Annotated in this window: 15 protein-coding genes and 1 rRNA gene; 12 read left to right on the forward strand and 4 right to left on the reverse strand. The window is 62.7% G+C overall.

The features are described 5' to 3' along the window. The 4 genes from rrf to AC1AYX_RS09750 all read left to right on the forward strand — a co-directional run. Positions 1-82: ribosomal RNA gene (gene rrf, locus AC1AYX_RS09735) — 5S ribosomal RNA — on the forward strand; the annotation flags it as partial. A gap of 388 nt (positions 83-470) precedes the next feature. After that, positions 471-860 carry a hypothetical protein gene (locus tag AC1AYX_RS09740; RefSeq protein ID WP_476503290.1) on the forward strand — a complete coding sequence of 130 codons (390 nt, stop codon included), beginning with the start codon at positions 471-473 and terminating at the stop codon, positions 858-860. Positions 861-1,094: 234 nt separating this feature from the next. Next, positions 1,095-4,682, forward strand: a complete 3,588-nt coding sequence (locus AC1AYX_RS09745; protein ID WP_476503291.1) for an SNF2-related protein — start codon at positions 1,095-1,097, stop codon at positions 4,680-4,682. Between the two features lie 67 nt (positions 4,683-4,749). Further along, a complete protein-coding gene (locus AC1AYX_RS09750; protein WP_476503292.1) occupies positions 4,750-8,106 on the forward strand; it encodes an Eco57I restriction-modification methylase domain-containing protein in 3,357 nt (1,118 codons plus the stop codon). Here the strand turns inward: AC1AYX_RS09750 and AC1AYX_RS09755 are convergent. After that, positions 8,095-8,541 (reverse strand): TaqI-like C-terminal specificity domain-containing protein, encoded by a 447-nt coding sequence (locus tag AC1AYX_RS09755; protein WP_476503293.1) that lies wholly within the window; start codon positions 8,539-8,541, stop codon positions 8,095-8,097. The two genes, AC1AYX_RS09750 and AC1AYX_RS09755, sit on opposite strands and share 12 nt — an antisense overlap. Between AC1AYX_RS09755 and AC1AYX_RS09760 the strand changes: the two genes are divergently transcribed. Further along, positions 8,540-9,148 (forward strand): master DNA invertase Mpi family serine-type recombinase, encoded by a 609-nt coding sequence (locus AC1AYX_RS09760; RefSeq protein WP_476503311.1) that lies wholly within the window; start codon positions 8,540-8,542, stop codon positions 9,146-9,148. The genes AC1AYX_RS09755 and AC1AYX_RS09760 overlap by 2 nt on opposite strands. Before the next feature lie 25 nt (positions 9,149-9,173). Here the strand turns inward: AC1AYX_RS09760 and AC1AYX_RS09765 are convergent, their stop codons facing one another. From AC1AYX_RS09765 to AC1AYX_RS09775, 3 genes are read right to left on the reverse strand one after another with little or no spacing between them, the layout of a single operon-like run. Continuing rightward, positions 9,174-10,043 (reverse strand): ImmA/IrrE family metallo-endopeptidase, encoded by an 870-nt coding sequence (locus AC1AYX_RS09765; protein WP_476503294.1) that lies wholly within the window; start codon positions 10,041-10,043, stop codon positions 9,174-9,176. 29 nt (positions 10,044-10,072) lie between these two features. Continuing rightward, positions 10,073-11,041 (reverse strand): hypothetical protein, encoded by a 969-nt coding sequence (locus AC1AYX_RS09770; protein WP_476503295.1) that lies wholly within the window; start codon positions 11,039-11,041, stop codon positions 10,073-10,075. 5 nt (positions 11,042-11,046) lie between these two features. Next, positions 11,047-12,129, reverse strand: coding sequence for a hypothetical protein (locus AC1AYX_RS09775; RefSeq protein ID WP_476503296.1), 1,083 nt, complete (start codon positions 12,127-12,129; stop codon positions 11,047-11,049). Positions 12,130-12,521: 392 nt separating this feature from the next. Here AC1AYX_RS09775 and AC1AYX_RS09780 point away from each other — a divergent pair, with 392 nt between their 5' ends. From AC1AYX_RS09780 to ileS, 7 genes are all read left to right on the forward strand, one after another. Continuing rightward, positions 12,522-13,358, forward strand: coding sequence for a hypothetical protein (locus AC1AYX_RS09780; RefSeq protein WP_476503297.1), 837 nt, complete (start codon positions 12,522-12,524; stop codon positions 13,356-13,358). Between the two features lie 44 nt (positions 13,359-13,402). After that, complete coding sequence (locus tag AC1AYX_RS09785) at positions 13,403-13,912, forward strand: hypothetical protein (RefSeq protein WP_476503298.1); 510 nt, start codon at positions 13,403-13,405, stop codon at positions 13,910-13,912. Positions 13,913-14,076: 164 nt separating this feature from the next. Further along, positions 14,077-14,493, forward strand: coding sequence for a hypothetical protein (locus AC1AYX_RS09790; RefSeq protein ID WP_476503299.1), 417 nt, complete (start codon positions 14,077-14,079; stop codon positions 14,491-14,493). Between the two features lie 156 nt (positions 14,494-14,649). Beyond that, positions 14,650-16,029 carry an exonuclease SbcCD subunit D gene (locus AC1AYX_RS09795; RefSeq protein WP_476503300.1) on the forward strand — a complete coding sequence of 460 codons (1,380 nt, stop codon included), beginning with the start codon at positions 14,650-14,652 and terminating at the stop codon, positions 16,027-16,029. 1 nt (position 16,030) lies between these two features. Next, positions 16,031-19,399, forward strand: coding sequence for an AAA family ATPase (locus AC1AYX_RS09800; protein ID WP_476503301.1), 3,369 nt, complete (start codon positions 16,031-16,033; stop codon positions 19,397-19,399). Positions 19,400-19,430: 31 nt separating this feature from the next. Beyond that, complete coding sequence (locus tag AC1AYX_RS09805) at positions 19,431-20,417, forward strand: nucleoside hydrolase (protein WP_476503302.1); 987 nt, start codon at positions 19,431-19,433, stop codon at positions 20,415-20,417. A gap of 430 nt (positions 20,418-20,847) precedes the next feature. Beyond that, a complete protein-coding gene (ileS, locus tag AC1AYX_RS09810) occupies positions 20,848-24,144 on the forward strand; it encodes a mupirocin-resistant isoleucine--tRNA ligase (RefSeq protein WP_476503303.1) in 3,297 nt (1,098 codons plus the stop codon). The last annotated feature ends 31 nt before the right edge of the window (positions 24,145-24,175 follow it).

Raw genomic sequence — 24,175 nt, forward strand, 5'->3', positions numbered from 1 at the left:
CATTCCGAACCCGGAAGCTAAGACCTGGCACGGCGATGGTACTGCACCCGAGAGAGTGTGGGAGAGTAGCACGCCGCCGCATCCATACGATAAGGAAGGCCCTTGGTCGAGCAACAGCTCCCAAGGGCCTTCACGCATATTCCAAGACACACACGCGCGACATGCACGCCCCTAGGCGAGGCATCAGCCGCAAGCAGATGGAACGGATTGAACGGTTCATCGCCGAACCTCCCGAAGAACCGGACCTGCGATTCGACGTCTGCATCAACGATCACGAAGAGCATTAGGGAACTTAACGCTTCACCGTGCTGTTTGGCGGGTTGCTGTTTCCAACCGAATGAGGCGTACGAATGGCCATTTTCGGGGCGTGTCGCGTATTCCGCGTGCTTGTCCGGTTTCTTCTGTCGTAACGGTTCGGATGGTCCGGACCGCGGAATCAGCCCCGGATAGGGGCGGGAAGGAAGAACATCATGGGAACCGTACGATTCATCGATCCCGCTGAAGACGACGACAACATCGAGGATTACACAGTGCCGATCCCGGAAGGACTGACGGAGGAATTCCACCCGTCTCATCCGGTGACGACTCGGGAGATCATCGATTGGGAGGTCCACAACATCGAACCGTATCCGGGGTACGCGGAGGAGGTGAACAACTGGGAGAAGGCATGGGAGGAGGTCAACCGTGCGCAGCAGACCGCGGATGGCGGCTATATGCCCATCATCGATCCGGTGCATATCAAGTCCGACGATGGCGACGATGATGATAATGCCGAAGGCGTGGCCGCCGCCGTCGCGTCCACCGCGGATTCGGATTTTTCAGGTTACCACGTGCTGAGAGCGGCGGCAGGCCTCGACTAATCCGATGATTCCGATTGGCTTCATTGACGGGCATTCCCCTGGCTATGCCGACTTGCGGACCTACACCAAGGGAATGTCTATGAAGACAGCGGCGATGGTTGCCGAATGGGAGACAGCGAGGGAACTCGCATGCCTCATGAGATTTCTATGGCAAGGCACGAGCAGGGGAACGGACCCGATTATTGAGTAGCATGGAAACAACAGCGAGGTCGTGCGATCGGAAGGTTGAAAACAATGGGGAATCTGATTCGTTTCGTGGATAACCGCAGGCAGTCCTTGGGGGATGTGCTGCGTCAGGTGGCTTCGAATCCGGTGTACAAGGATCTGTCCATCGTCACCGGGTACTGGGATATGATCGGCACGTCGATGCTGATCGATCTCATCAAGGATTACCGGTCCGTCAGGATTCTGATCGGTGCGGAACCGTATGCGAATAAAAGGCTCGACCTGACGAACCTGTACAAGGATTTCCCCGATGCGGACATCGCCGAGGACCTCAGGGAGCTCGGTGACCTGCCGGAGGACAAGGTCGCCCGGTACAGGGAGACGGCGCGCATCCTGGCCGGGATGATCCATGAGGGACGTCTGCAGGTGCGCATCTGTCGCAAGCCGTTCATCCACGCGAAGGAGTATGTGTTCGGCTCCTACGACACCGAAGGTGCGGTGGGCATCATCGGCTCATCCAACTTCACCGGGCGTGGTCTTTCGGATACCGCGACCGGCGGCAATGCGGAACTGAACTATCTGGAGGATGACGAGACGACCGTCCTGTACGAGCCGCGCACCGAGAAACAACAATACGGTCATCTGTCCTGGTTCGACATGATGTGGAATCTTCCCGAGGTGCAGGATTGGACCGGTGACTTCCAGGAGATCATCAGCAGCTCTCCCGTGGGCAACAAGACCTATGGCCCGTATGACGCCTACATCAAGGCGTTGATGTGGCTGTTCCCCGATGAGATATCGCAGGAATTGGATGACGGCGACGACGATGGGAAATCCGATGTGCTGTTCTCCTACCAGAAGCGCAACGCGGGCATCCTCGTCAACAAACTCGACAAGACGGGGACGGCGATCCTCGCCGATTCGGTCGGTCTCGGCAAGACCGTGACCGCGGGAGCCGTGATCGATCATTTCAGAAGGAACGGCAAGAGGAATATCGCCATCATCCCTCCCGCGAAGCTGAAGAACCAGTGGCGCGCCGATCTCAAGGAGTTCTTCGATCTGGATGAATCCGGCTACAGCATGGTGTCGCAGCAGGATATTCCGGCCATCCACCAGTTGCGGGACGCCTACCGTCGGTCGTACCCCGCCGATCTGATCGTCATCGACGAGGCGCACAACCTCCGCAACGAACGTTCCGAACGGTTCAAGGCTGTTCTGGAGCTTGTCTCGGAGAATCCCGATGCCAAAGTGCTGCTGTTGACGGCCACCCCCATCAACAACGGATTCAAGGATCTGGTCAGCCAACTGGAGCTGGGATTGGGAGGCCGCATGCAATCCGGGGTGATGGTGTCGTATCAGGACCCGGCGGGCGGTTCCTCGAACGTGCGGACCAAGGATTTCTTCGAGTTCCTCCGAATGCTCGACACGCGGCGGAAGGCCATGGAGCGTCGGGGCGAGTCGTTCGATTGGGAGGTGTATCGCCAGCCGTTGTCCCAGGGTATCAGCCATTTCATCGTGCGTTCGACCAGACGGGGCGTGCAGGAGGAATCGAAGCTGCTGAACGGCGGCAAGGCCGCCGCGGGATTCCCGGAGAACACGTTCGATACGATTGATTATGCTTTCCCGGCACGGGCGTCCGAAGTGGTGAGAGAATCCATACGAAAGCACGGCGAGTCGTTCGAGGGCGTGGATCCGCTCCGATTGAACGATGGGGAACTGGCGGGGGAGACGCAGCGGCTGCTGCACCCGCTCGACATCGTCGAGCAGGATCCTCGGCGCTTCGTCGATGCCGGGAGCCGGAAAGCGGGGTCGCTGGTCGAGGACGTGTGCGCTCTGATTTCGTTGCTGGGGTTCCCCGTCTATCGTTCCATGTTGTACTCGTGGGAGTACCGGAACATGACCGTGGAGGGCATAGGCCTGCTGCAGGTCTCCGATGACGAGGCCGCGGAACTCCGTTCGGCGATGTCGATCCACAATATCCTGCAGACCATATGGCTGAAGCGTCTCGAATCATCGTTGCAGGCGTTGAAACTGTCCGTGGAGCGCTATCGCCGCAGGCTCGACAGGTTCGCGACCTGGCTGAAAGCCGGTTACGTCATCGAATCGTCGTCGCTGTCGCTGCTGGAGGATGAGGACGATGAGCAGAAGCTGGAGTTCTGGGATGATTCCGATCAGGATGTCGATCGGAACCTGGATGACCTTGGCGTCAAGCGGGCCAAGGCGGATGAAGCCGATTTCGATCTGGACGGCCTGTGGAAGGACATCCGGCGGGACCGGAACATCACCGACGTGCTAATCGAGTCGTTGGCCGAATGCGTCGATGACGGTCTGGACGCCAAGCTCGAAGCCTTCCGCGACGAGTTCGGCAAGGTGCTGCATGACGGACGGTTCGGAGGGAAGATCCTGGTGTTCAGCGCCTATGCGGACACCATCGACTATCTTCACGCCAAGCTGCCGGCGCTGTTGGAGAAGGAGATTCCCGATTTCAAGAGGAAAGCGGCGTTCCTGACCGCGGCTTCGACCGATCTGGACAACGTCGTGAACCGGTTCTCGCCGGTATCCAAGAAGTACACGTTCGCCGGTTCCGAATATGAGCTGGACTACTTGTTCTCCACGGATGTGCTGTCGGAGGGGCAGAACCTGCAGGATGCGGCCATCCTCATCAACTACGATCTCCACTGGAACCCGGTCCGCATGGTGCAGCGCAACGGACGCGTCAACAGACTGGGGTCGAAGTTCGACAAGGTGCTCATCGGCAACATGGCTCCGGCCGAGGACCTGGAATACTATCTCGGCCTGCTTTCCCGCCTGCAGGGGAAGATCGACACGATCAAGAACTCGATCGGCACGGATCAGGGCGTGCTCACGGCAGCGGACGAGAATCCGATCGAATACATCCAGGACCTGTACAGCGGTGACGACGCAAAAATCCGAAAGGTGATGGACGGTGTCGACGCGGAGAACGACATGCTGTCATGGCAGGGGGCGCACGTCTATGCGTTGCGTGAGTTCCTGCAACACGCGTCCCAGAAGGATTTGGATCGCATCGCGTCGATGCCGAAGGGGAAGTGGAACTATCTCCCCTCGGATTCCGGTCTGCACGGCTCCGTGGTGGTGATGTGCGAACAGGCCGGGGGCATCGGCAACGGGATGAACTATCGTTTCGCGCGTGTGGATCTCGACAAGGGCGGAACGGTCGAGCCCATCGCGAACGAAGAGGCGCTGAACCTGCTGAAGGCCGATCCCGAAGACAATGCCCGACGGGTCGACCATTCGCAGGTGAACCGGAACGATGTCGAAAAACTGGCGCTGACGCGGGTGGGAATGGCCAAACCGGTCAAGGCGAGAAAACCGTTCAGACCGAAGAAGTCCGAGATCCAGCTGCTGGGCGTGTTGCAAAGCCAGCTGGGAGAACGCGATCTTCTGGGAGCGTTGGGGGCCGTTCAGGGGTTGGTGCAGGCCAATCAGCGGTATGGCACGTTGATGAATGCCCTGCGAAGAGAGGCCGGCAAGGTGGGAGATGTGCAATCGCTGACGATCAGCGAGGCGTTGCTTGCCGAGTGGCGGTCGTTCTTGAACGATACCGGGCAGGACGGTGGCGAAGGCCATGGCGGCAAGTGGCGGTGCGCTCTGGTCGGCATGTCTCCTGACCTGTGAACCGGGAACGACGGCTTCGATGGGATACAATCCATAGAGCATCAGGTCAAGGGAAGGAATGGCGGGCATGATTACGTTCACCGGTCTGCAAAACGCACTTGAGGAATATGGTCGGTACGATGACGTCGACGCGTCCGATGATGACCGCAAACGTGCCGGTATGCGTGTGGCCGTATGGGTGCTCGCCATGCTCCGTGGGGTGGATTCCGACGAGTTCCCAATCGATGACGAGACCAAGGATGCGTTGTTCCGTCCATTCCCGGTGGACCATGAGGAGTGGTTCGTGACCCATCCGCTTATGCCGAAGGACGCCTTGGCATGTAGTCTGACCGAGGATGACGATTGGTTCGATGCCACGTTCAGAGGCTTGAAAGGGTCGGCCACGAAGGCGCGTATCAGCGCCTGCGTGGCCGAGGGCGCCCATTGGGAGGACGGTGTGGCGCTCGCCTCCAACCTGTACGGAACGTATCCGATCGGAATCTACTTCTTCGCCCCGGCCAATACGCCGTCCATCATCGTGGTGGTGTCCCGGGCGGGCAATCTGCGCACCATGGAGCTCCGAGGCTCTCTGTCGAACACGCAGAAGCGCATCCTCTCCGACCTGCACGGCGTACTTGGCGAGGGCAATCTCGCTGGTGATGATGAGGAGGCCGTCAAGGAGCGCGTGCACGCCGCGCTCTGGGACGCCTTCAACATGGCCGAGGTCAACAAGAGCTTCTATGCGGGCATCGCGGCGCGTTTCAACACGTTGGTCAAGGCGTTGGTCGCCTCCGGTCATGAGGAGGAGGACTCGAAGATGTTCTCCAGCCGTCTGATCGGCCGTATCCTCTTCGCCTGGTTCCTGAACCAGAAGGGGTTCCTCAACCCGGACGAGCATTACCTGGATATCGACGGTCTTAGCGCGGGCGAGTACTACGAGCGGAAGCTGAAGCGCCTCTTCTTCGGCACGTTGAACACGGCGAAGAACAAGCGCGGTGATGATGGCGACCCCGTCACCCCGTTCCTGAACGGCGGCCTGTTCGAGGAGCAGGAGACGGATTTCCCCGGCGAAGCGATCCCCTTCCCGGAGGATTTCTTCACTGGGCTGTACGAGCATTTCGGCCAGTACGATTTCACGACCGACGAGTCCACGCCGGATTACGAGCAGGTGGCCATCGATCCGGAGATGCTCGGACGCATCTTCGAATCCCTGCTCGCCGAGCAGATGGACGATACCGGCACGACCGCGAGAAAGGCCAAGGGCGCGTTCTATACGCCGCGCGAGATTGTGGCGTACATGTGCCGTGAGTCGGTGCGCCAGTACCTGTATCGGGCGCTCGGCGACGGCAAGGGGGTCCATGAGGGCGTTGACCGGCTGCTGGACAGGTCGGACGGTTCATGGGAGACCGACGGCGATGCCCGCAAGGGGCTGTGGAACTCGAACACCGAGACGGTGCTGCCGAAGGCGATTGCGGCGATCGAGCACGTGCGCGTGCTCGACCCGGCATGCGGTTCCGGTGCGTTCCCGATGGGCATGCTGCAGTTGCTGATGCGTTGCCGCGTACGCCTGATGGGCAAGAAGGCCACGGCGGATGCCTACCATCAGAAGCTCGAGATTCTGCGCAACAGCGTGTTCGGCGTGGACATCGAGCCGATGGCCGTGGAGATCGCGCGCCTGCGCGTGTGGCTGTCCATGATCGTGGAACGCGAGTCGATCGATCAGGTCGAGCCGTTGCCGAACCTGGACTTCAAGTTCGTGTGCGCGGATTCGCTGGTGCCGTTGGCTCCCGCGGACGTGGACGGTTCGGACAGGGCGGATGATGCTTCCATCGGCGATGTGCGGCTGAACGGCGGCGCCCTGCAGCAGGGGGCGTTCGATCTGGCCGATGAGGGCGAGTCGTTCGTCAGCCTGAAGGACATCCGCGCCCGATACTTCTCCACCACCGATCCGGAGGAGAAGCATAAGCTGATGGAGCGTTTCGAAAAGATCGCGCAACGATTGGGAGGCAGCTCCGACTCCTCCCCGAGGGGCGTTCAGATCGGTCGTTTCCACCCGCATTCCGCCACGAGGGCGGAAGGTCAGGCGCCGTTCTTCGACCCCGGGTTCATGTTCGGCACGGAGACGTTCGACGTGGTCATCGGCAATCCGCCGTACGTGCAGCTGCAGAAGATGAAGAACAAGGCGAAGCTCTATGAGGCTTTGGGGTACCGCTCATACAACAGGACGGGAGACCTGTACGAGCTGTTCTACGAGCGTGGGCTGGATCTGCTGTCCGACCATGGCGTGCTCGACTTCATCACGTCGAACAAGTGGATGCGCAACAAGTACGGCAAGGAGCTGCGCAAGCATCTCGCGCGCAACGCCGAAGTGATCTCGCTCATCGATCTGGGTGCCGGCCGGTTCAGCAGCGCCACGGTCGATACGAACATCATGCTCCTCGCCAAGGGGCATGCCGGTGAAGTGCTGCAGGCCGTGCGGTATGCGGATGATTCGCTGAACGACATCGGCAACTATGTCATGGAACATGCCACGACCATCCCGTTCGGAACCGTTACCAGCACGGACAAGACGAACGGCGGCAAGAGCGTGACGGATGGCGGTTCGCCGTGGGTGATTCTCGCCGATGTGGAGCGTTCCATCAAGCACAAGATGGAGGAGGCCGGCACGCCGCTCAAGCAGCTTGACGTGCGGATTAACTACGGTGTGAAGACCGGATTGAACGATGCGTTCATCATCTCCAAGGAGAAGCGCGACGAACTGGTCGCCGCCGACCCGAAGAGCGCCGAGATCATCCGCCCCGTGCTCCGCGGCCGCGACATCAAACGCTACCGCTACGAGTTCGCGGACCGTTATCTTGTCGCATCCCATAACGGTTATAAGCATGGTGGAGAGGTCGTTCCTCGCGTAGATGTGGATTCATATCCTGCGGTTAAGGAGTGGTTGGATTCGTTCGAACCCAAGTTGTCCAAACGCGCTGATCAGGGTGATACCCAGTACAATCTTCGTGATTGTGCTTATATGGACGATTTCTCGCAACCGAAGATCGTGTGGGGCGAAATCTCCGACAAGGCCAAATTCGCCTTCGACGGCGACGGCGCGTATGTGCCCGAAGCGACGACGTTCCTCATGGCCGGCGAGCGCCTTCCCGTTGTTCTGGGGTTCCTGAACTCACATCTCTCCGAGTATTATTTCTCCACTTTGGGCACCACGACGGGAATGGGAACCGTTCGATGGAAGAAATACACCATCGAACAGCTCCCCATCGTGTCGCTCGTAGGAGCGTCCGAAGACGCGTTCCTCCAGCTCGTTCAAGCCAGGCTGAACGACGACTGCACGCAGGAGGAAGCACGTGAACTCGACCATGCGTTGGACGAAAGCATCGCCGAAACGATAGGGTTGAACCCGCAGGAGAGGAACTTCATCGAACGCTTCTCATTGGCGTGAGAACCGTTCGATGGTCTCCTGCTCGGCATCGGAAAGACCGAACAACCCATATACCAGCTGATCTATGGCGTTCTCCTCCGATTCGGAGGCCAGTCCCCGTCGGCAGTGCTCCTGAGCGGTGCAAGCCAGCAGGGAGATCCGATTCCGAGTGTTCTCCGGCACATGATGCGGAATCGGAATCTGCTCCACGAACACCGGCTTGTACTCCATGTATCCGCCGCTTCGGGTGACTCCGACCTGATGCACATACCAGTCCGCCGCCTTGGAATTCAGTATGCCGAGCAGGAACCAGTCGTCCGTAGCGATGAACGGCGAAGGCGCGCAGACGATGGCGTCATCCTTCACCATGGCGTACTGGGCGCGCATGCACAGGTTTCCCCACACGATCTTCGGTTGCGAGAAATCGTCCAGTATGGGTGGTGACTTGGCAGCCATGATCTACGGATACATCAGAGTGAGCAGCGACAAGCAGACGGTGGAGAATCAGCGGTTCGAAATCGAACGTTGCGTACGGAACGAAGGCCTTGCGGTTGATTGTTGGGTCGAGGAGACCATCAGCGGCACCAAAGCGGTGAACGAGCGAAGGCTTGGTAATCTACTTGACTGTGTCGTTGATGGAGATCTCATCATCTGCTCTGAATTATCGCGACTCGGTCGCAGCCTGTTCATGATCATGGACGTGCTGAACCAGTGCATGAGCCGTGGATGCCGTGTTTGGACCATCAAGGATGGGTATCGTCTCGGCGACGACATCCAGAGCAAAGTGCTGGCGTTCGCTTTCGGCCTGTCCGCCGAGATCGAACGCGACCTCATCAGCCAGCGGACGCGGGAGGCGCTCGCTCGCCGCAAAGCCGAAGGTAAACCATTGGGACGACCGAAAGGCAGCCTCTCGCAGACGGTGAAGTTGTCCGGCAAGGAGTCTGATATACGCGCCATGCTTCGGCGCGGCTGCACCAAAGCTGACATCGCGCGGAAATATCATGTCCATCGTGCGACCGTGGGGCGTTTCATCGCCACTCGGATGAGCGGAGTGACAGAATGACCATCATGCAGTACTCCGCCAGATCTCAGTGACCACCCATGACGAACATGCAAGCGTACGATGGAGCGACACTGATTCGCGTGTAATGCTTGGGCCGTGTGCGCGGAATACGCGGCTTGTCGAGGTTCGCGATACAGATGGTCATCTCGTCATGGTGCTCGCCGGGGTGTCTGCGCCATGGTTCGTGTTGCACCTCGTCAAACGCGTCCAGCACCAGCTGCTCCGCCGGCATGATCTCGATGTCGTCGTATTCGGTGTGACCGTCCGAGAATGCGCGTAGCTTGGGATGGCCGTATTGGTCGATGAACGTGACCCACGCGCCCGGCTGCAACAGGCCGGCCACCCGTCGGGCCACGGCGGGCCGTGACGCCTTGACGCGTTTGTACAGGTGGCTCACCGCCAAGGCGTTCCAACGGTGGGTGCGCAGTTCCGGAATCACCGAATCCGGAATCAACGCCTTGGAGGCGAACATGTCGCATGCCTTCTCCTCGGCGCGTTTCTGATCCGCCTTGTCATCAAGGTCACGCAAAGCGCAGAAGAGCTCGATATCCGAGTTCTGCAGATGATGCCCGAGCTCATGGAGGATCGTGAAGTAGGTTCTCGGGGCGAAATCGCACGCCCGCACCTTGATGAAGGCCCTGCCGTCGGCAGTCTTGTACTGGGGTAGGCAGTATCCCGAGACCTGCTCCCTGTCATCGTTGTCGCTGACATCCTCATGACGTCGCTGGGAGTGGGTCTTGTCGATGTCCATCAGAATTTCGTCATCCCAATGATCGCGTATATGGTACGGGTCACCGAGACAGTCCTTGAGGAAGGTGTCCGGATGCTTCTCGTTCGCAATGGCGATCATCCGATCGACCTGCCGGACGACCCACTCCCTTGACAGCTTAGCCATGTCGTTCGTTCATGCCTTTCCGACTGCGGTCAGTCCTGAGCGTCGTCTTCGGCGAGACGATTGCGGTACGCGTCATGCAGCGCACCGCGCCATGCCTCGCGACCGTGGCCGTCCGGACGTGCTGCGAGCGTGAATGCGTCCCGCGCCAGATTGACACGTGCGTCGCCGTCCAGACGCTGTGCGTACTCGTCCGCGTCCCGGCGCCAAGCCGGCTGCTCCACTTCGACCAGAAGATCTGCAGGCAGGTGGAACGTGCGCTTCGGCGTATTCGGCGCCTGCACGCCTGCGTCGGCGAGCTTGGCACGCTGCTCGTCCGTCAACGGGGTCGCGCCGTCCAGCACGTCGTCCACCTGATCGAATGGCAGGCCAAGCACGGTGATCAGCGCCTTGGCGTATTCGCCGCGTCCGGGAGTCGTGGAGACCTCGGCTTCCTCGTCCTTCTCGTGCAGCTTCGGCAGGTCGAAGCACATGGCGTGCCATTTGAGCAGGATGACGGTGATGTCATCGCGGTCCTTGACGAACGGGGAATCGTACGCTCCGCTATCGTGGCCACGACGAATCGCATCAGCCTTCTTCGCTAAACGAAGGTTGTCGTTTTCGATGGCCTTGACGGCGCTTTCGGACAGTTCCTTCATCGGCTTATAGAGTAGACGCACCGGAATGAGGGCCTTCAGGCCGGGCCATGCGACCATTTCGATGTCCAATGGCGTGTTGCCGACGACGAGCGAATCGTCGGTCTCGCTGCGCAAGTCGTTCGACAAGGGGATGACGGTGGCCATACGCGGATCGTCATCCACTGCCGTGATGAGCACGTACAGGGAATCTCCATTGGCATAGGCGCTCCACAGCTGCCCCCGCTTCACGCCTTCGTCCAGTTGGTGTTTGATGCGTTCGGGGGAGTCGAGATCGTCGCCGCTGGGCATGGTGATTTCGGGCTCGATGTCTTTCAGCTGATCGTACATACCGAGCAGCTCGGTAAAGGATCGTGTGTTGTTCATGATGTTCAGGCTTTCTGCTCGGGTTGTTGACCTTCAAGGGCGAGCAACGCCCTGCGGATATTCGGATTCTTGCTGTTGAGCAACTTGCCGAGTATCTCCGGATGCTTGTTAAGGTACTTGGTTTTACGTTTTGGCGGGAGAATCTCAAGCGTTTCGGCGAGATCGGTCATCCACTGCTTGTCGTCCCCGCCCTCGATCGTTTCGAGCGCGGCGTCCGCGGCGGACGTGTCGTCCACTGCGAAGTCGATCGGGTTGCCGTCCTCATCCGTCGGATGGGTCACCGTGATATGCTCCTGCACGGCCATGCGGTATCGGACGATTTGGAATACTGAGCCGAGCGGCAACGTGCCCTTCGCTTCATTGAACACTCCTTCCAGCATGTTCTCCATCTGGCCGGGCAGACCGTAGTTCGGATTGCGTTTGCGGTCTGCGTCCTGCAACGCCTTCCTGTCGATGGAGACGGGGTAACGGAGAGCCACCGTCTCCAACTTGGTTTCGGAAACGGCGGAAGGGGTGTGGTATTCGTTCGCATCCAGTCCGTGCGAGTCAAGGTATTCGAAGGACAGTCCCCAGTTTCCGCGGCCGCCCCTCATCCTTTCCTTGCCGGTGGGTTTGCCGCCGCCAAGACGCCCCGCTTCGGGAGCGGTGAAGTCGTTGGTGAACCGGGAATCTCGGCCCATCCGCTTACGCAGCACATCTTTGGCTTTGCCTTCATCGGTGTGCTCGTACATCTTTCTGAACCAGCCCTCCGCGCTGGTCTTGATGAAGCTCACGAACTTGGCGTCGTTTTCGGTCCGGGGGTCATCCATCGCCGCCAGCAGATTGTCCAGACAATCCGCGTAGAACTGGTGTGCGCAATCGCGTGGCGTGTCCGGAGCGCCCTCGGGCAACGTCGGCCTGTACTTTTCGAGCAGTTTTCCGACCTGGTTCTCGATCATGCACAGTGCCAACGGGCCGAACTCGCGCTTCTTCTTGCGGAATGGTGTGGGACCGTTCTTGTCGTAGCGGTATTCGCCGATGAACTCGTCACGATAATACTGGGTCTTCGTTTTATCCCAGTCGTCCGTTCCCTTCCTCTGTCCGGACATGCCGCCTCCTTGCATCGGTATGACTGTCGCCCAGTCTACCGCCCGGATGCATGGCATGCCGTCGGGGCGGAAACGTGTCGCCTCCAGTCGGTCCGATCGCCGTGGCATGGGGTCCTCCAGCATCGGCGTCTCCTTTCCTCGTCGTGTGCGTCATGCTCATGCGTGCCGTGACGGATCCCGCCGTCGTGACGCGCTGTCGGCGATGCGGGCCGTCGCCCGTCGTCTTCGTTTCCGGCGGACACCCCTCTTAACCGGACAACGCGCGCACTGCCGCGAAACGCCGGGGAATGAGGCGTGTCGCGTGTTTTCATCGTATGTCCGGTTAGGGAAGGCGGAACGCACGAACGGTCCGGAACGTCCGAATCGCCGAGACGCAGGAAAGGAACGGCATCATGCTGGACATGTCGAAGAACAAGCACTTCCATCCGATTCCCACCGGGAGGAACCGCAAGCTGGCGCGCATCAAGCTCTGCTATCCGGACAACGCTCCCGGACTGCAGCGTCTGCTCACGGTCCGCACCCGCGAGACGCTCCTCAGGTTTGACGTCGCCCACTTTCGATTCCCGTTGCAGGATGAGAACGGCGCATGGCACGGCAAATGGATCGAACCGTTCACCATCATCGACACGCTCGGATGCATGGTCACGGACGACCGCACGCCGGCGCGCGGGCAGTTCAATATGCGTTTCCTCAAATACCGTCTGCGCAACGGCGTCACGTCGCCGCTGGCGAAGATCAGCTTCCGGGAGGCGATGCCGGGCATGCCCGACTCGCCCGTCACCACGCACGTGGACAAGCTGTGGGACGCGCTCGATCGGGGTGTCGCGATTCGCGACGGTCTGCTCACCGGCAATCCGGACAAATCGCTGGCCGGCAGCTTCGCGATCATTGAGAACACGACCGGCGTCGTGCTTCCCGCGTTCGTCGGCACCGTCATCGAACTCATCGTGGGCGAGGAGAACGCGATGACGATCCGCATCCGCCCCATCGACTCGGACACCGGCGTGGAACACGATCCCACGAACGACTACCACAGCCTCAATGGGCACGAACGCTACGAATCCGAGACCGGCTATTCGGACGCGCAGCTGCGCGCCGACATCGACGCGTGGAGCGAGGAGGTGCGCCGGCTCGTCGCTCTGCGCGACACTCCCGCGTTCGACAAGGGACGCGCCGCGGTCGAACGGCTGCGCGAGGTGACGCGCGACGACGACCGGTGGAACGCGTGAACCGGACGACGGCGACGACCGCGACGGAAACGACGAAGGAAACGATGAAAGGAACGACGATGACGATGGCGATGATGGCCGCGACGGCCACGATGGCTGCGACGATGGCACCGACGGCGACGAAACCCGGACTGCTGCTGCCGGGCGTGCTGTACCTGGACGATGTGTTCGAGGAGTTCAAGCGGGACGATACCGGCCTGCCGCCCATTGAAGACGATGAGGACGGCGGCGACGGGCGCCCCCACTGCGTCTACGAGTCGGGCGGCTACACCGACGAGGACGACGACTTCGCCGACCTGTATGACACGGAACGCAAAAGCGTCTACGGATGCCAGGAGACGCCGGAATACTACATCAAGTCGCTGCTCAAGGATCCGGGCGAGGCCCGCGTGGAGACCTTCTACTACTGCCCGCGTCATTTCGCGCTCAACATCGGCTATCTCGCGGACGTCATGGCGCGTTGCCCGCAGGAATGGGAGATCGACAACTATGTGAACAACGGCGAGATCCCGTTCCGCTTCGCCCTGCAGGACTGGGGTCGCATCGGCAGGTGACGGACGTGTGTGGGTGACTTCTGAAGCGTTGATATTTCCGGTGTGTCGCGCTTTTTTGATGGTTGTCCGGTTATGGATGGTGTAAGGCGGGACGATTCCGGAGCGGATCGTCCACCGCGAGGAGAATCCGCCGGGAACGCCGGCGGGGAAGGAAGATGATTGGAATGAGGTTCCTTGAAACGCTGGGTAGGATCGTATTCGCTGTGGTCATCGGTGCGCTGTTGGTCAATGTCGTGGGGCTGTCGGCGTTCTTCAGCTCTCCTGCTGGCGAGACGTTCGTTAAGGTGTTCAACTACATGACCACCGACTTCATTGCGGACGTCGCCATCGTGATTTTCGATGTGCTGGTCGTGGTCGCATTCTCTGCCGCCCAATATGTGGTGTATCAGATCGTGACGCGGTTGCACCGTCGTGTCGATGGATTTGTCCAAGTACGTCGGGTGTTGGGCATGATGGTGCTTGCGGCGATTCCGATTCTCCAGATCATCATGGGTTGGGGACTGTGGTTCGTCGTCGGTGCCGCAGTACTCAGCTTCGTGTCCGCGGAGGCCATGTTCCTCAGCGAGATGAACGACGACTAGGCGTCTGACATGCGACATGGTGATGACGCGCATGGCGATGCGCCATCGCGAAACCGGTATATATGCATCGGGCGGGGATTGTCCGGTTACGGTGGATGAAGGCAATGGATACGACGGTGCCGCAGATGGGCCGTCGACGGAACGAAAGGAGCCGGCATGAGGGTGTTGCATACCTCCGACTGGCATATCGGGCGCAGGTTCAAGGGCGTGGACCTGCTCGACTACCAGCGCAGGGCGTTGGAATGGCTGATCGACGTGATCGTGCGCGAGCACGTGGACGTGCTGTGCGTGTCCGGCGACGTCTACGACCTGTCCGTGCCATCCGCCGAGTCGATCCGTCTGTTCGATGCGATGTTCGATCGGCTCGGACGACTCGAGATAGATGGTCGACCATTGGAGATCGTCATCACGCCCGGCAACCATGATTCCGCGATCCGTCTCGGTACCGGCGCCGGTCTGATGCGTCCGAACGTGCACGTGCGCTGCGGACTCGACACCATCGCGGAACCGGTGACGGTCACGCGCGGCGGCGACTCGCTCGCCGTGTACGCGTTGCCGTACCTCGACCCGGACACGGCGCGCTCCGGACTCCAGCAACTGTTGGAGCAGGCGGGCGTTGACTATCGCATCCCGCGCTCGCATGAGGGCATGATGCGCGCGGCGATGGAGCTCGTCACACGTGACCTCGCCGACCGGCGCGCCGCCGACCCGCATGTGGCCGCCGTGCTTATGGCGCACGCGTTCATTTCCGGTGCCGCGCCCAGCGACTCCGAGCGGGGCATCGCCGTAGGCGGCGTCGACAGTGTGCCGGCTGGGCTCTTCTCCCATAGCGGTCTCGACTATCTGGCGCTCGGTCATCTGCACCGGCCGCAGCGGGTGAATGTGCCCGACTTGCCCGTCGACGAATCCGTGTTCGGTTTCGACCGCACGCCGCAGGCACGCTACAGCGGGTCGTTGCTCGCCTACTCGTTCTCCGAAAGCCGCGTGCCTCCGGTGAAAGGCAACGGCAAGAGCGTGGTGCTGCTCGACATCGTCGACGGACACGTGGGAAACCTCCGCACATTGGACGTGGAATCCGACGAGCCCGCGTTCGTGCGGCTGGAAGGCACAGTGGACGAGATCCTGGGCGATTCCGCCGCCGCCCATCATGACGACTGGGTATCCGTCACCGTGCACGTCGGCGAATTCCCGCAGGGACTCTACCAGAAGATCGACGACCGGTACGAGCACGCGTTGGAGAAAAACATCGTCTACGACCGGAGCCGTGCGACGACAGGGCGGCGAACCGTGGACCTTCGAACGGCATCCTCCGAAATGGATGTGCTCGAACAGTTCGTGCGACATCAGCTTGGCCGTAAGGCCAATGAGGAGGAGCATCAGGTGCTGGAGGCCGCGTTGGAGGCCGCCCGGGCCAAACATGCCGAGCATGCGGACGGAATCGTATCCAACGATTCCGTGAAGCATACGCAAGGTGCCGTCGCCGATGAGGGCGATGCCGGCGGAACGATGATCGACGGCGTGGAGAAGGAGGACTGACATGAGGCTCATCGCCATGAAATTCCGCGGGTTCGGCCCGTACAAGGGCGAATACGCCATCGACTTCGCCGCGTTGACCCGCTCGCGCATGTTCCTCATCGACGGGGAGACCGGAGCCGGTAAGACCACGATTCTCGACTGTCTCACGTTCGCCCTGTACGGCAACATCTCCGGCAACGAGAAGGACACGTTGGACGCCGGAGGCGACGGGCAGCGCGTCCGCTCCCGGTTCCTCACAGGCGAACGGACCGAAACCTACGTCGATCTGATCTTCCGGTCCGGCGATGATTACTACGAGGTGCGACGCACCCCGAAATACGACCAGCCGAAAACCCGCGGCGACGGGTTCACCCCACATAACGCCACCGGCAAGCTCATGAGAATCGATTGCGGCATCGCCGCTCTGGCCGAGGCTCCGGGCAATGATCCGGAACGGTACTTCGCCTACGCGGAGGAAGCCGGTCACGCCGAGGCGATCACCTCGCGCGCCGGTGACGTGCGTCCGGAGATCACGCGGATCATCGGGTTGGATCGGGAACAGTTCTCGCGTACCATCATGCTCGCGCAAGGCCAGTTCGCCATGTTCCTGTCCCTGAATCCGGAAAAGCGCACCGAGCTCGTCGAGGACCTGTTCGGCGCGACCATCTACGAGGACATCCAGACCGAGCTCGCGGAGCGCCGCAAAAGCATGAGGGCCGACGTGGAGAAAGAGGGGATTCGTCTCGTCGGTGGCATCGCCACGGCCAAGGCCACAGCCGCGCGCATCCTCGAGCAACAGGGCGCTACGGAAAAGGACGGCATCCAGCTGGAGGATGGCGGCGGGCCGGAGAACAAGCTGGATATCCTGTCCAATGTGCGATGGGGACTCGACCGTGAGGATGCCAGCAGACTCGCCTATCCCGCGCGCGAGCCGGATGAGATCCGACACAGCCTCCGTGATGTCGCATTCGGCGTCGACGCCGAATGCGATGCGCTGGTACGCGACGGCGAAACGAGGGATACGCAGGCCCGACGGGCGCTCGACCTCGCGCGGGCGCGACAGACGGACGCCGAAACGCTGCGGGACGCGGCGGCGCGTGAACTGCGCGACATCCAGGCGCTGCACGATGTGCAGGCGGACGATTCCGCCATCGAACGATCCCGCCATGATCTGGCGCGAGCCATCGAAGCGCAGCCCATTCTCGACCTCGACAGGGAAGCCGGTGCACTGCAGGTCGAACAGCAGCGTCTCGCCGAGCAAAACGCGACGCTGCGACGGCAGCTGGACCAGCTGACGGATCGGAACAATCTGGAACGCCGACGTGAACAGGCGCTTCAGACCGCCGCAGGCGCCGAAGCGGCCCGCGCCGATCTGGAACGCGCCGACACGCATGAACAGCTCGTCGCCGCCGCCGAACGGGCGGCAACGCAACACGAGCAGGCGAAGCAGGAGCTCGACCGGGCGCGCGCCGTCGCCGAACAGGCGCAGCAGGCATCGGACGAACTGCCGGATCCCGAAAACGTCGAGCGGGAACTGCAGCAGATCGCCGAACAGTTGGGCGGCGAACAAGGCCTCCACGCGCAGCTCGACCAGGCCAAACGCATACTCGGACACGCGCGGCAGGCCGAACGGCTCACGGAGGAAACGCCCGCGCTCGAACGGCGACGGGACGAGGCGGAAGCCGCGCACCATGCCGCGGAACGCACCCTGCAAAGCGCCGAAGACGCCATCAGACGAGCGGGCGCCGCCCGATACGCCGCAACGCTCGAAGACGGCGAACCCTGCCCGGTGTGCGGCAGCACCGATCATCCACATCCCGCCGTCATGCCCGACGACGCGGCCGACGCCCAGGAGATCGCCGAACTGAAACGCCGCGTCGCCGACAAACAAGCCGCGGCGGAACAAGCGCGAACCGCGCTGCGCGAAGCCGAACGGGACCTCGACTCGCATCGCGAGCACAGCGAGGGACTCGACGTCGAACAGGCCGAGAAACGAATCACCGAGCTCGAAACCGCCGTCGACGCGCTGGACATGGCGCGCGCAAGACGCGACGAGCTGCGCGATATCCGGAAGACCATCGCCGCCGCCACACAGGCGGCGCAACAAGCGTGGACCGCGCTCGCCGCAGCCGAAGCGAAGGAGACCGAGACGGGCAACGCCGCGAACACCGCCGCCGAACACGCCGAAGGACACACCAAGACCAGCGTCGCCGAAGAGCGGGCCGCCGCCCGTGCACGACTGGACGAAGCCAAAGCGCAGGAACGGGAGGCGGCACGGCTCAAACGTGCCATCGACGAACGAGACGAACTGGAACGCCGGCACACGCAGGCCCAAGCCCAAGCGGACGCCGCCGCACGCAACGCCGGTGAAGCGCAGACGAAACGCGACCACGCGCTCAAGGGAAGCGCACACTTCACCACCATCGACGAAGCGGCCGCCGCCGGACTGGACGAGCGGGAACGCGTCGACCTCCAACAGCGCATCCGCCGCCACGAGGACGCGTTGCACACGGCCACAGCCAATCTCGCACGGTCGCGCAACGAGCTGAAAGAAGCCCTCGCCGGCATCGGCGAAGACGGCATGCGCGAGCTGGGCGTCATCGCATCCGCCGCCACCGCATACACGGAGGCCGGCGAGCCGACGCCACTGGGCGAAGCGATCGCCGCCATCGACACGGACGCGCTGGCCGCCGCCGTGCAGGAAGCCGAACGGCACGCCGCCGAAACCGGTCGCCGCGTCGGCGCGCTCACCACGCTCGGACAGGACTGGCGGACGCAGGCGGAACGAATGGAACGGGCGGCCGGCCAGTGGGCGCGGCGGACCGCACGGTTCGCGCCGCTGGAGCGCATGGCCGCCCTCGCCAACGGCGACAAAAGCGCGTCAGGCGCCGCCAACCGGCTCACGCTCATCACCTACGCCGTCACCGAACGGTTCCGCGACGTGCTCGACCGCGCCAACGAACTATTGGGCGACATCCAAGGCGGCATCTACGAGCTGCGGCTCGTCGACGACGCCATCGCCACGGGCAACAGGAAAACCGGACTCGACATCACCGTATTCGACCGGCGCACCGAACAGACCCGCAACCCCGGCACCCTCTCCGGCGGCGAGACGTTCTTCGTCTCCCTCGCGCTGGCGCTGGCGCTCGCCGACATCATCCAGGCGGAGAACGGCGGCATCAGCATGGACACGCTGTTCGTCGACGAAGGCTTCGGCACCCTCTCGCAGGACTACCTCGCCGACGTGATGGACATGCTGCGCCGCATCAGCCGCACCCGCGACGTGGGCATCATCTCCCACGTCGACTGGCTCAAAGACCAGATCGCCGAACGCATCAGCGTCAGCCGCGTCACCCCCGACGGGGAAAGCCGATTGGAGGTGATAGCCTGAAGCCGGCACACGGCAGGAAGGCGGAACGCATATGACCGACCGGAAGACACTCATCCTCGACCTCGACACGGGCATCGACGACACGCTCGCCATCGCCTACGCGCTTGGCAGCCCCGACGCCGAACTCATCGGCATCACCGGCACCTACGGCAACGTGACCGTCGCGCAGGGCGTGCGCAACGCGCTCGCCGTCACCGAACTGTTCGGACACCCCGACATCCCCGTGCACCGGGGCGTCGGCCATCCGATCGCCGCCGACGAGACGAACGGCGGCGACGGCACGTTCACCGTGAGCCGCGGCTCCGCGTTCATCCACGGGCGCAACGGCATCGGCGAAGTCGACATCCCGGATCCCACGCGTGAAGCCGCGACGGAACCGTCCGTCGACTTCATCATCGACGCGGCGGAAACCTACGGCAAGGACCTGTGGCTCGTGCCGACCGGCGCGATGACCACCATCGCCGCCGTACTCGAACGCGAGCCGCGCATCGGAAGCATGATCGGCGGCATCGTGATGATGGGCGGCGCGCTCACCGTCCCCGGCAACGTGAACGCGTGGACGGAGGCGAACATCGCGCAGGATCCGGAGGCCGCCGACCGCATCTTCCGGTCCGGCGCGCACGTGACGATGATCGGGCTCGACGTGACCATGCAGACGCTGCTCACGAAACGCGAGACCGAGGTCTGGCGCGAGACCGGCACACCGGCCGGACGGTTCCTCGCCGACATGACCGATTACTACATCGACGCGTACGCGGTCAGCGCGCCCGGCATGGGCGGCTGCGGGCTGCACGACCCGCTCGCCGTGGCCGTCGCGCTCGACCCGACGCTCGTCACCACGCTGCCGATCAACCTCAAAGTCGACCTGGACGGGCCGACGCGCGGACGCACCATCGGCGACTACGACCGGCTCAACACGGCCGAGAAGACCGTCGACGCCGCGGTCGGCGTGGACGTCTCCCGCTTCCTCGACGCATTCACGACGCGCGTCGGCGCCGTCGCGGCGGGGGAGCGGTAGGCGGCGCGAACCGCCGCGTGAGGCACGGCACGTGTGGCGGCATGCCTCACACGGCACGGCATGCGGCATGGCATGCGGGCGCGGGACGCGGCGTCTGAGACGCGTCTTGCGCCGGGCATGCGGCGTGCTACGATGTGCAACCGAAGTCAAGGCGTCGATCCGTCATCAGCGGGGAGTCTTCGGAAGAACGGCGTGGATTCATGATTCGCGCTTACTAGAACCGACGGGATCGGCCCGACACAGCCGAACTCAAGCGGTCGCGACGTGACGGGCGTCTCCTGGAGACGCGAATCCACGCGCGGCAAGCGAGGTGGTACCGCGGTGGCGGTGCCGGCGGGACGCACGCACGTCGCCAAGGCGACGGCGTGGGAACGCCGGGACCAAAGTCGTCCTCGTAAAGAACCAACGACGCATTACGAGGAGCCACACGGTGAGCGACAACGTATATCCCAAGGCGAACGAGGGCGGCGAGACCGCGCACGTCGCGCCGAACCCCAGCTTCCCCCACATGGAGGAGACCGTCCTCGACTACTGGGACAAGGACGACACCTTCCAGAAGTCGGTGGAACGCAACCCCTCCGGCGACCACAGCCAGAACGAGTTCGTGTTCTTCGACGGCCCGCCGTTCGCGAACGGCCTGCCGCACTACGGCCACCTGCTGACCGGCTATGCGAAGGACGTGATCCCGCGCTACCAGACCATGAAGGGCCGCAAGGTCAACCGCGTGTTCGGCTGGGACACGCACGGCCTGCCCGCCGAGCTCGAAGCGCAGAAGGAGCTCGGCATCGACTCGGTCGACCAGATCGAGAAGATGGGCATCGACAAGTTCAACGACGCCTGCCGCGCCTCCGTGCTCAAGTACACGCACGAATGGCAGGACTACGTGCACCGCCAGGCCCGTTGGGTGGACTTCGAGCACGGCTACAAGACGCTGAACATCCCGTACATGGAGTCGGTGATGTGGGCGTTCAAGCAGCTGTACGACAAGGGCCTCGCCTACCAGGGCTACCGCGTGCTGCCGTACTGCCCGAAGGACCGCACGCCGCTGTCCGCGCACGAGCTGCGCATGGACGCCGACGTGTACCAGGACCGTCAGGACACCACCGTCTCCGTCGCCGTCAAGCTGCGCGATGAGGACGCCTACGCCGTGTTCTGGACCACCACCCCGTGGACCGTCCCCACCAACTTCGCGATCGTCGTCGGTGCCGACATCGACTACGTCGAGGTCAAGCCTAACGAAGGCAAGTACGCGGGCAAGAAGTTCTACTTCGGCAAGGCCCTGCTGCCGCACTACGAGAAGGAGCTCGGCGAGAACTACGAGATCGTGCGCGAGCTCAAGGGCGCCGAGCTGGAGGGCCGCCGCTACTGGCCGGTCTTCCCGTACTTCGCCGGCGAGAAGGCCGAGACCGAAGGCAACGTGCCCGGTCCGAACGGCTACACGATCTTCACCGCCGACTACGTCGACACCGTCGAGGGTACCGGCCTCGTCCATCAGGCCCCCTACGGCGAGGACGATATGAACACGCTCAACGCGAAGGGCGTCAAGAGCACCGACGTGCTCGACGAGGGCTGCCGCTTCACCGCGCAGTGCCCCGACTACGAGGGTCTCTACGTGTTCGACGCGAACAAGCCGATCCTGCGCGACCTGCGCAACGCGTCCGGCCCGCTCGCCGAGATCCCCGAGGAGCGCCGCGCCATCCTCTTCCAGGAGAAGAGCTACGTGCACTCCTACCCGCACTGCTGGCGCTGCGCCACGCCGCTCATCTACAAGCCGGTAAGCTCCTGGTTCGTGTCCGTCACGAAGATCAAGCCGCGTCTGCTCGAACTCAACCAGCAGATCAACTGGATTCCGGACAACGTGAAGGACGGCCAGTTCGGCAAGTGGCTCGCCAACGCGCGCGACTGGTCGATCTCCCGCAACCGCTTCTGGGGCTCCCCGATCCCGGTGTGGGTGTCCGACGACCCGAAGCACCCGCGCGTCGACGTGTACGGCTCGCTCGAGGAGCTGAAGGCCGACTTCGGCGACTACCCGCGCGACAAGGACGGCAACATCAACATGCACCGTCCGTGGATCGACAACCTGACCCGTCCGAACCCGGACGACCCGACCGGCAAGTCCACGATGCGCCGCATCTCCGACGTGCTCGACTGCTGGTTCGAATCCGGCTCCATGTCGTTCGCGCAGTTCCACTACCCGTTCGAGAACAAGGAGAAGTTCGAGCAGCACTTCCCGGCCGACTACATCGTCGAATACATCGGCCAGACGCGCGGCTGGTTCTACCTGCTGCACGTGATGGCGACCGCCCTGTTCGACCGTCCGGCGTTCAAGAACGTGATCTGCCACGGCATCGTGCTCGGCTCCGACGGTCAGAAGATGTCGAAGCACCTGCGCAACTACCCGGACGTGAACGGCGTGTTCGACAAGTACGGTTCCGACGCGATGCGCTGGTTCCTCATGTCGTCGCCGATTCTGCGCGGCGGCAACCTGATCGTCACCGCCGAGGGCATCCGCGACACGGTCCGCCAGGTCATGCTGCCCGTGTGGAGCTCCTACTACTTCTTCACCCTGTACGCGAACGCCGCCGGCTACGACGCGCGCCAGCTGAAGCCTGAAGAGGTCGCGTCCCTGCCGCAGCTGGACCGCTACCTGCTGGCTCGCACCCGCCGTCTCGTGCTCGCCGCCGAAAAGTCGCTCAACGAGTTCGCGATCTCCGACGCGTGCGACGCCGCATCCGACTTCATCGACGTGCTCACCAACTGGTACATCCGCAACAGCCGTGACCGCTTCCTCGCCAAGGACGAGAACGCGTTCAACACGCTGTACACGGTGCTCGAGGCGTTCATGCGCGTGCTCGCGCCGCTCGCCCCGATGGAGGCCGAGTCCGTGTGGCGCGGCCTGACCGGCGGCGAGTCCGTGCACCTGGCCGACTGGCCGTTCGTCGTGGACGAGAAGACCGGCGAGGACACCGAGCTGGGCCGCGTGCTCGTCGACGATCCGGCGCTCGTCGCGGCCATGGAGAAGGTGCGCGAGGTCGTCTCCGGCACCCTGTCGCTGCGCAAGGCCGCGAAGATCCGCGTGCGCCAGCCGCTCTCCAAGCTCACCGTGGTCGCCGAGGACGTGGACGCCGTGCGCGCCTACGCCGAAGTGCTCAAGTCCGAGCTCAACGTGAAGGACGTGGAGTTCTGCACGCTGGAGGACGCCGCCTCGCAGGGCCTCAAGATCGTGCACGAGCTGCGCGTCAACGCGCGCGTCGCCGGCAAGCGCCTGCGCAAGGACGTTCAGTTCGCAATCAAGGCGTCCAAGTCCGGTGATTGGCACGTCGACGCCGCGACCGGTGCGCCGGTCGTCGAGACGCCGTCCGGCGAGATCGCGCTTCAGGATGGCGAGTACGAGCTGATCAACCGCGTGGAGGAGAAGGACGCCGCCGAGGAGGCCGTGTCCGTGTCCGCCGCGCTGCCGACCGGCGGCTTCGTGATTCTCGACACCGCGCTCACCCCCGAGCTGGAGGCCGAAGGCTACGCGCGCGATGCGATCCGCGTCGTGCAGGACGCCCGCAAGTCCGCCGGCTTCGACGTGGCCGACCACATCGCGCTCAAGCTCACCGTGCCGGCGGACGCCGTCGCCAAGGTCGAGCGGTTCCGCGACCTGATCGCCGCGGAGACCAAGGCCGACGTGCTCGACGTGGTCTCGGGTGAGGAGCTCGCGGCTGAGGTGGCGAAGGCGTGAGGCTTGCGATTACGGCGATGATTGCAGCGCG

This window comes from Bifidobacterium sp. LH_419 (assembly GCF_056356955.1).

What these genes read in the sequence shown, in the direction of transcription:
- AC1AYX_RS09740 (WP_476503290.1), top strand. Translation starts at nt 471, where the DNA reads ATGGGAACCGTACGATTCATCGATCCCGCTGAAGACGACGACAACATC.
- AC1AYX_RS09745 (WP_476503291.1), top strand. Translation starts at nt 1,095, where the DNA reads ATGGGGAATCTGATTCGTTTCGTGGATAACCGCAGGCAGTCCTTGGGG.
- AC1AYX_RS09750 (WP_476503292.1), top strand. Translation starts at nt 4,750, where the DNA reads ATGATTACGTTCACCGGTCTGCAAAACGCACTTGAGGAATATGGTCGG.
- AC1AYX_RS09760 (WP_476503311.1), top strand. Translation starts at nt 8,540, where the DNA reads ATGATCTACGGATACATCAGAGTGAGCAGCGACAAGCAGACGGTGGAG.
- AC1AYX_RS09755 (WP_476503293.1), bottom strand. Translation starts at nt 8,541, where the DNA reads ATGGCTGCCAAGTCACCACCCATACTGGACGATTTCTCGCAACCGAAG.
- AC1AYX_RS09765 (WP_476503294.1), bottom strand. Translation starts at nt 10,043, where the DNA reads ATGGCTAAGCTGTCAAGGGAGTGGGTCGTCCGGCAGGTCGATCGGATG.
- AC1AYX_RS09770 (WP_476503295.1), bottom strand. Translation starts at nt 11,041, where the DNA reads ATGAACAACACACGATCCTTTACCGAGCTGCTCGGTATGTACGATCAG.
- AC1AYX_RS09775 (WP_476503296.1), bottom strand. Translation starts at nt 12,129, where the DNA reads ATGTCCGGACAGAGGAAGGGAACGGACGACTGGGATAAAACGAAGACC.
- AC1AYX_RS09780 (WP_476503297.1), top strand. Translation starts at nt 12,522, where the DNA reads ATGCTGGACATGTCGAAGAACAAGCACTTCCATCCGATTCCCACCGGG.
- AC1AYX_RS09785 (WP_476503298.1), top strand. Translation starts at nt 13,403, where the DNA reads ATGAAAGGAACGACGATGACGATGGCGATGATGGCCGCGACGGCCACG.
- AC1AYX_RS09790 (WP_476503299.1), top strand. Translation starts at nt 14,077, where the DNA reads ATGAGGTTCCTTGAAACGCTGGGTAGGATCGTATTCGCTGTGGTCATC.
- AC1AYX_RS09795 (WP_476503300.1), top strand. Translation starts at nt 14,650, where the DNA reads ATGAGGGTGTTGCATACCTCCGACTGGCATATCGGGCGCAGGTTCAAG.
- AC1AYX_RS09800 (WP_476503301.1), top strand. Translation starts at nt 16,031, where the DNA reads ATGAGGCTCATCGCCATGAAATTCCGCGGGTTCGGCCCGTACAAGGGC.
- AC1AYX_RS09805 (WP_476503302.1), top strand. Translation starts at nt 19,431, where the DNA reads ATGACCGACCGGAAGACACTCATCCTCGACCTCGACACGGGCATCGAC.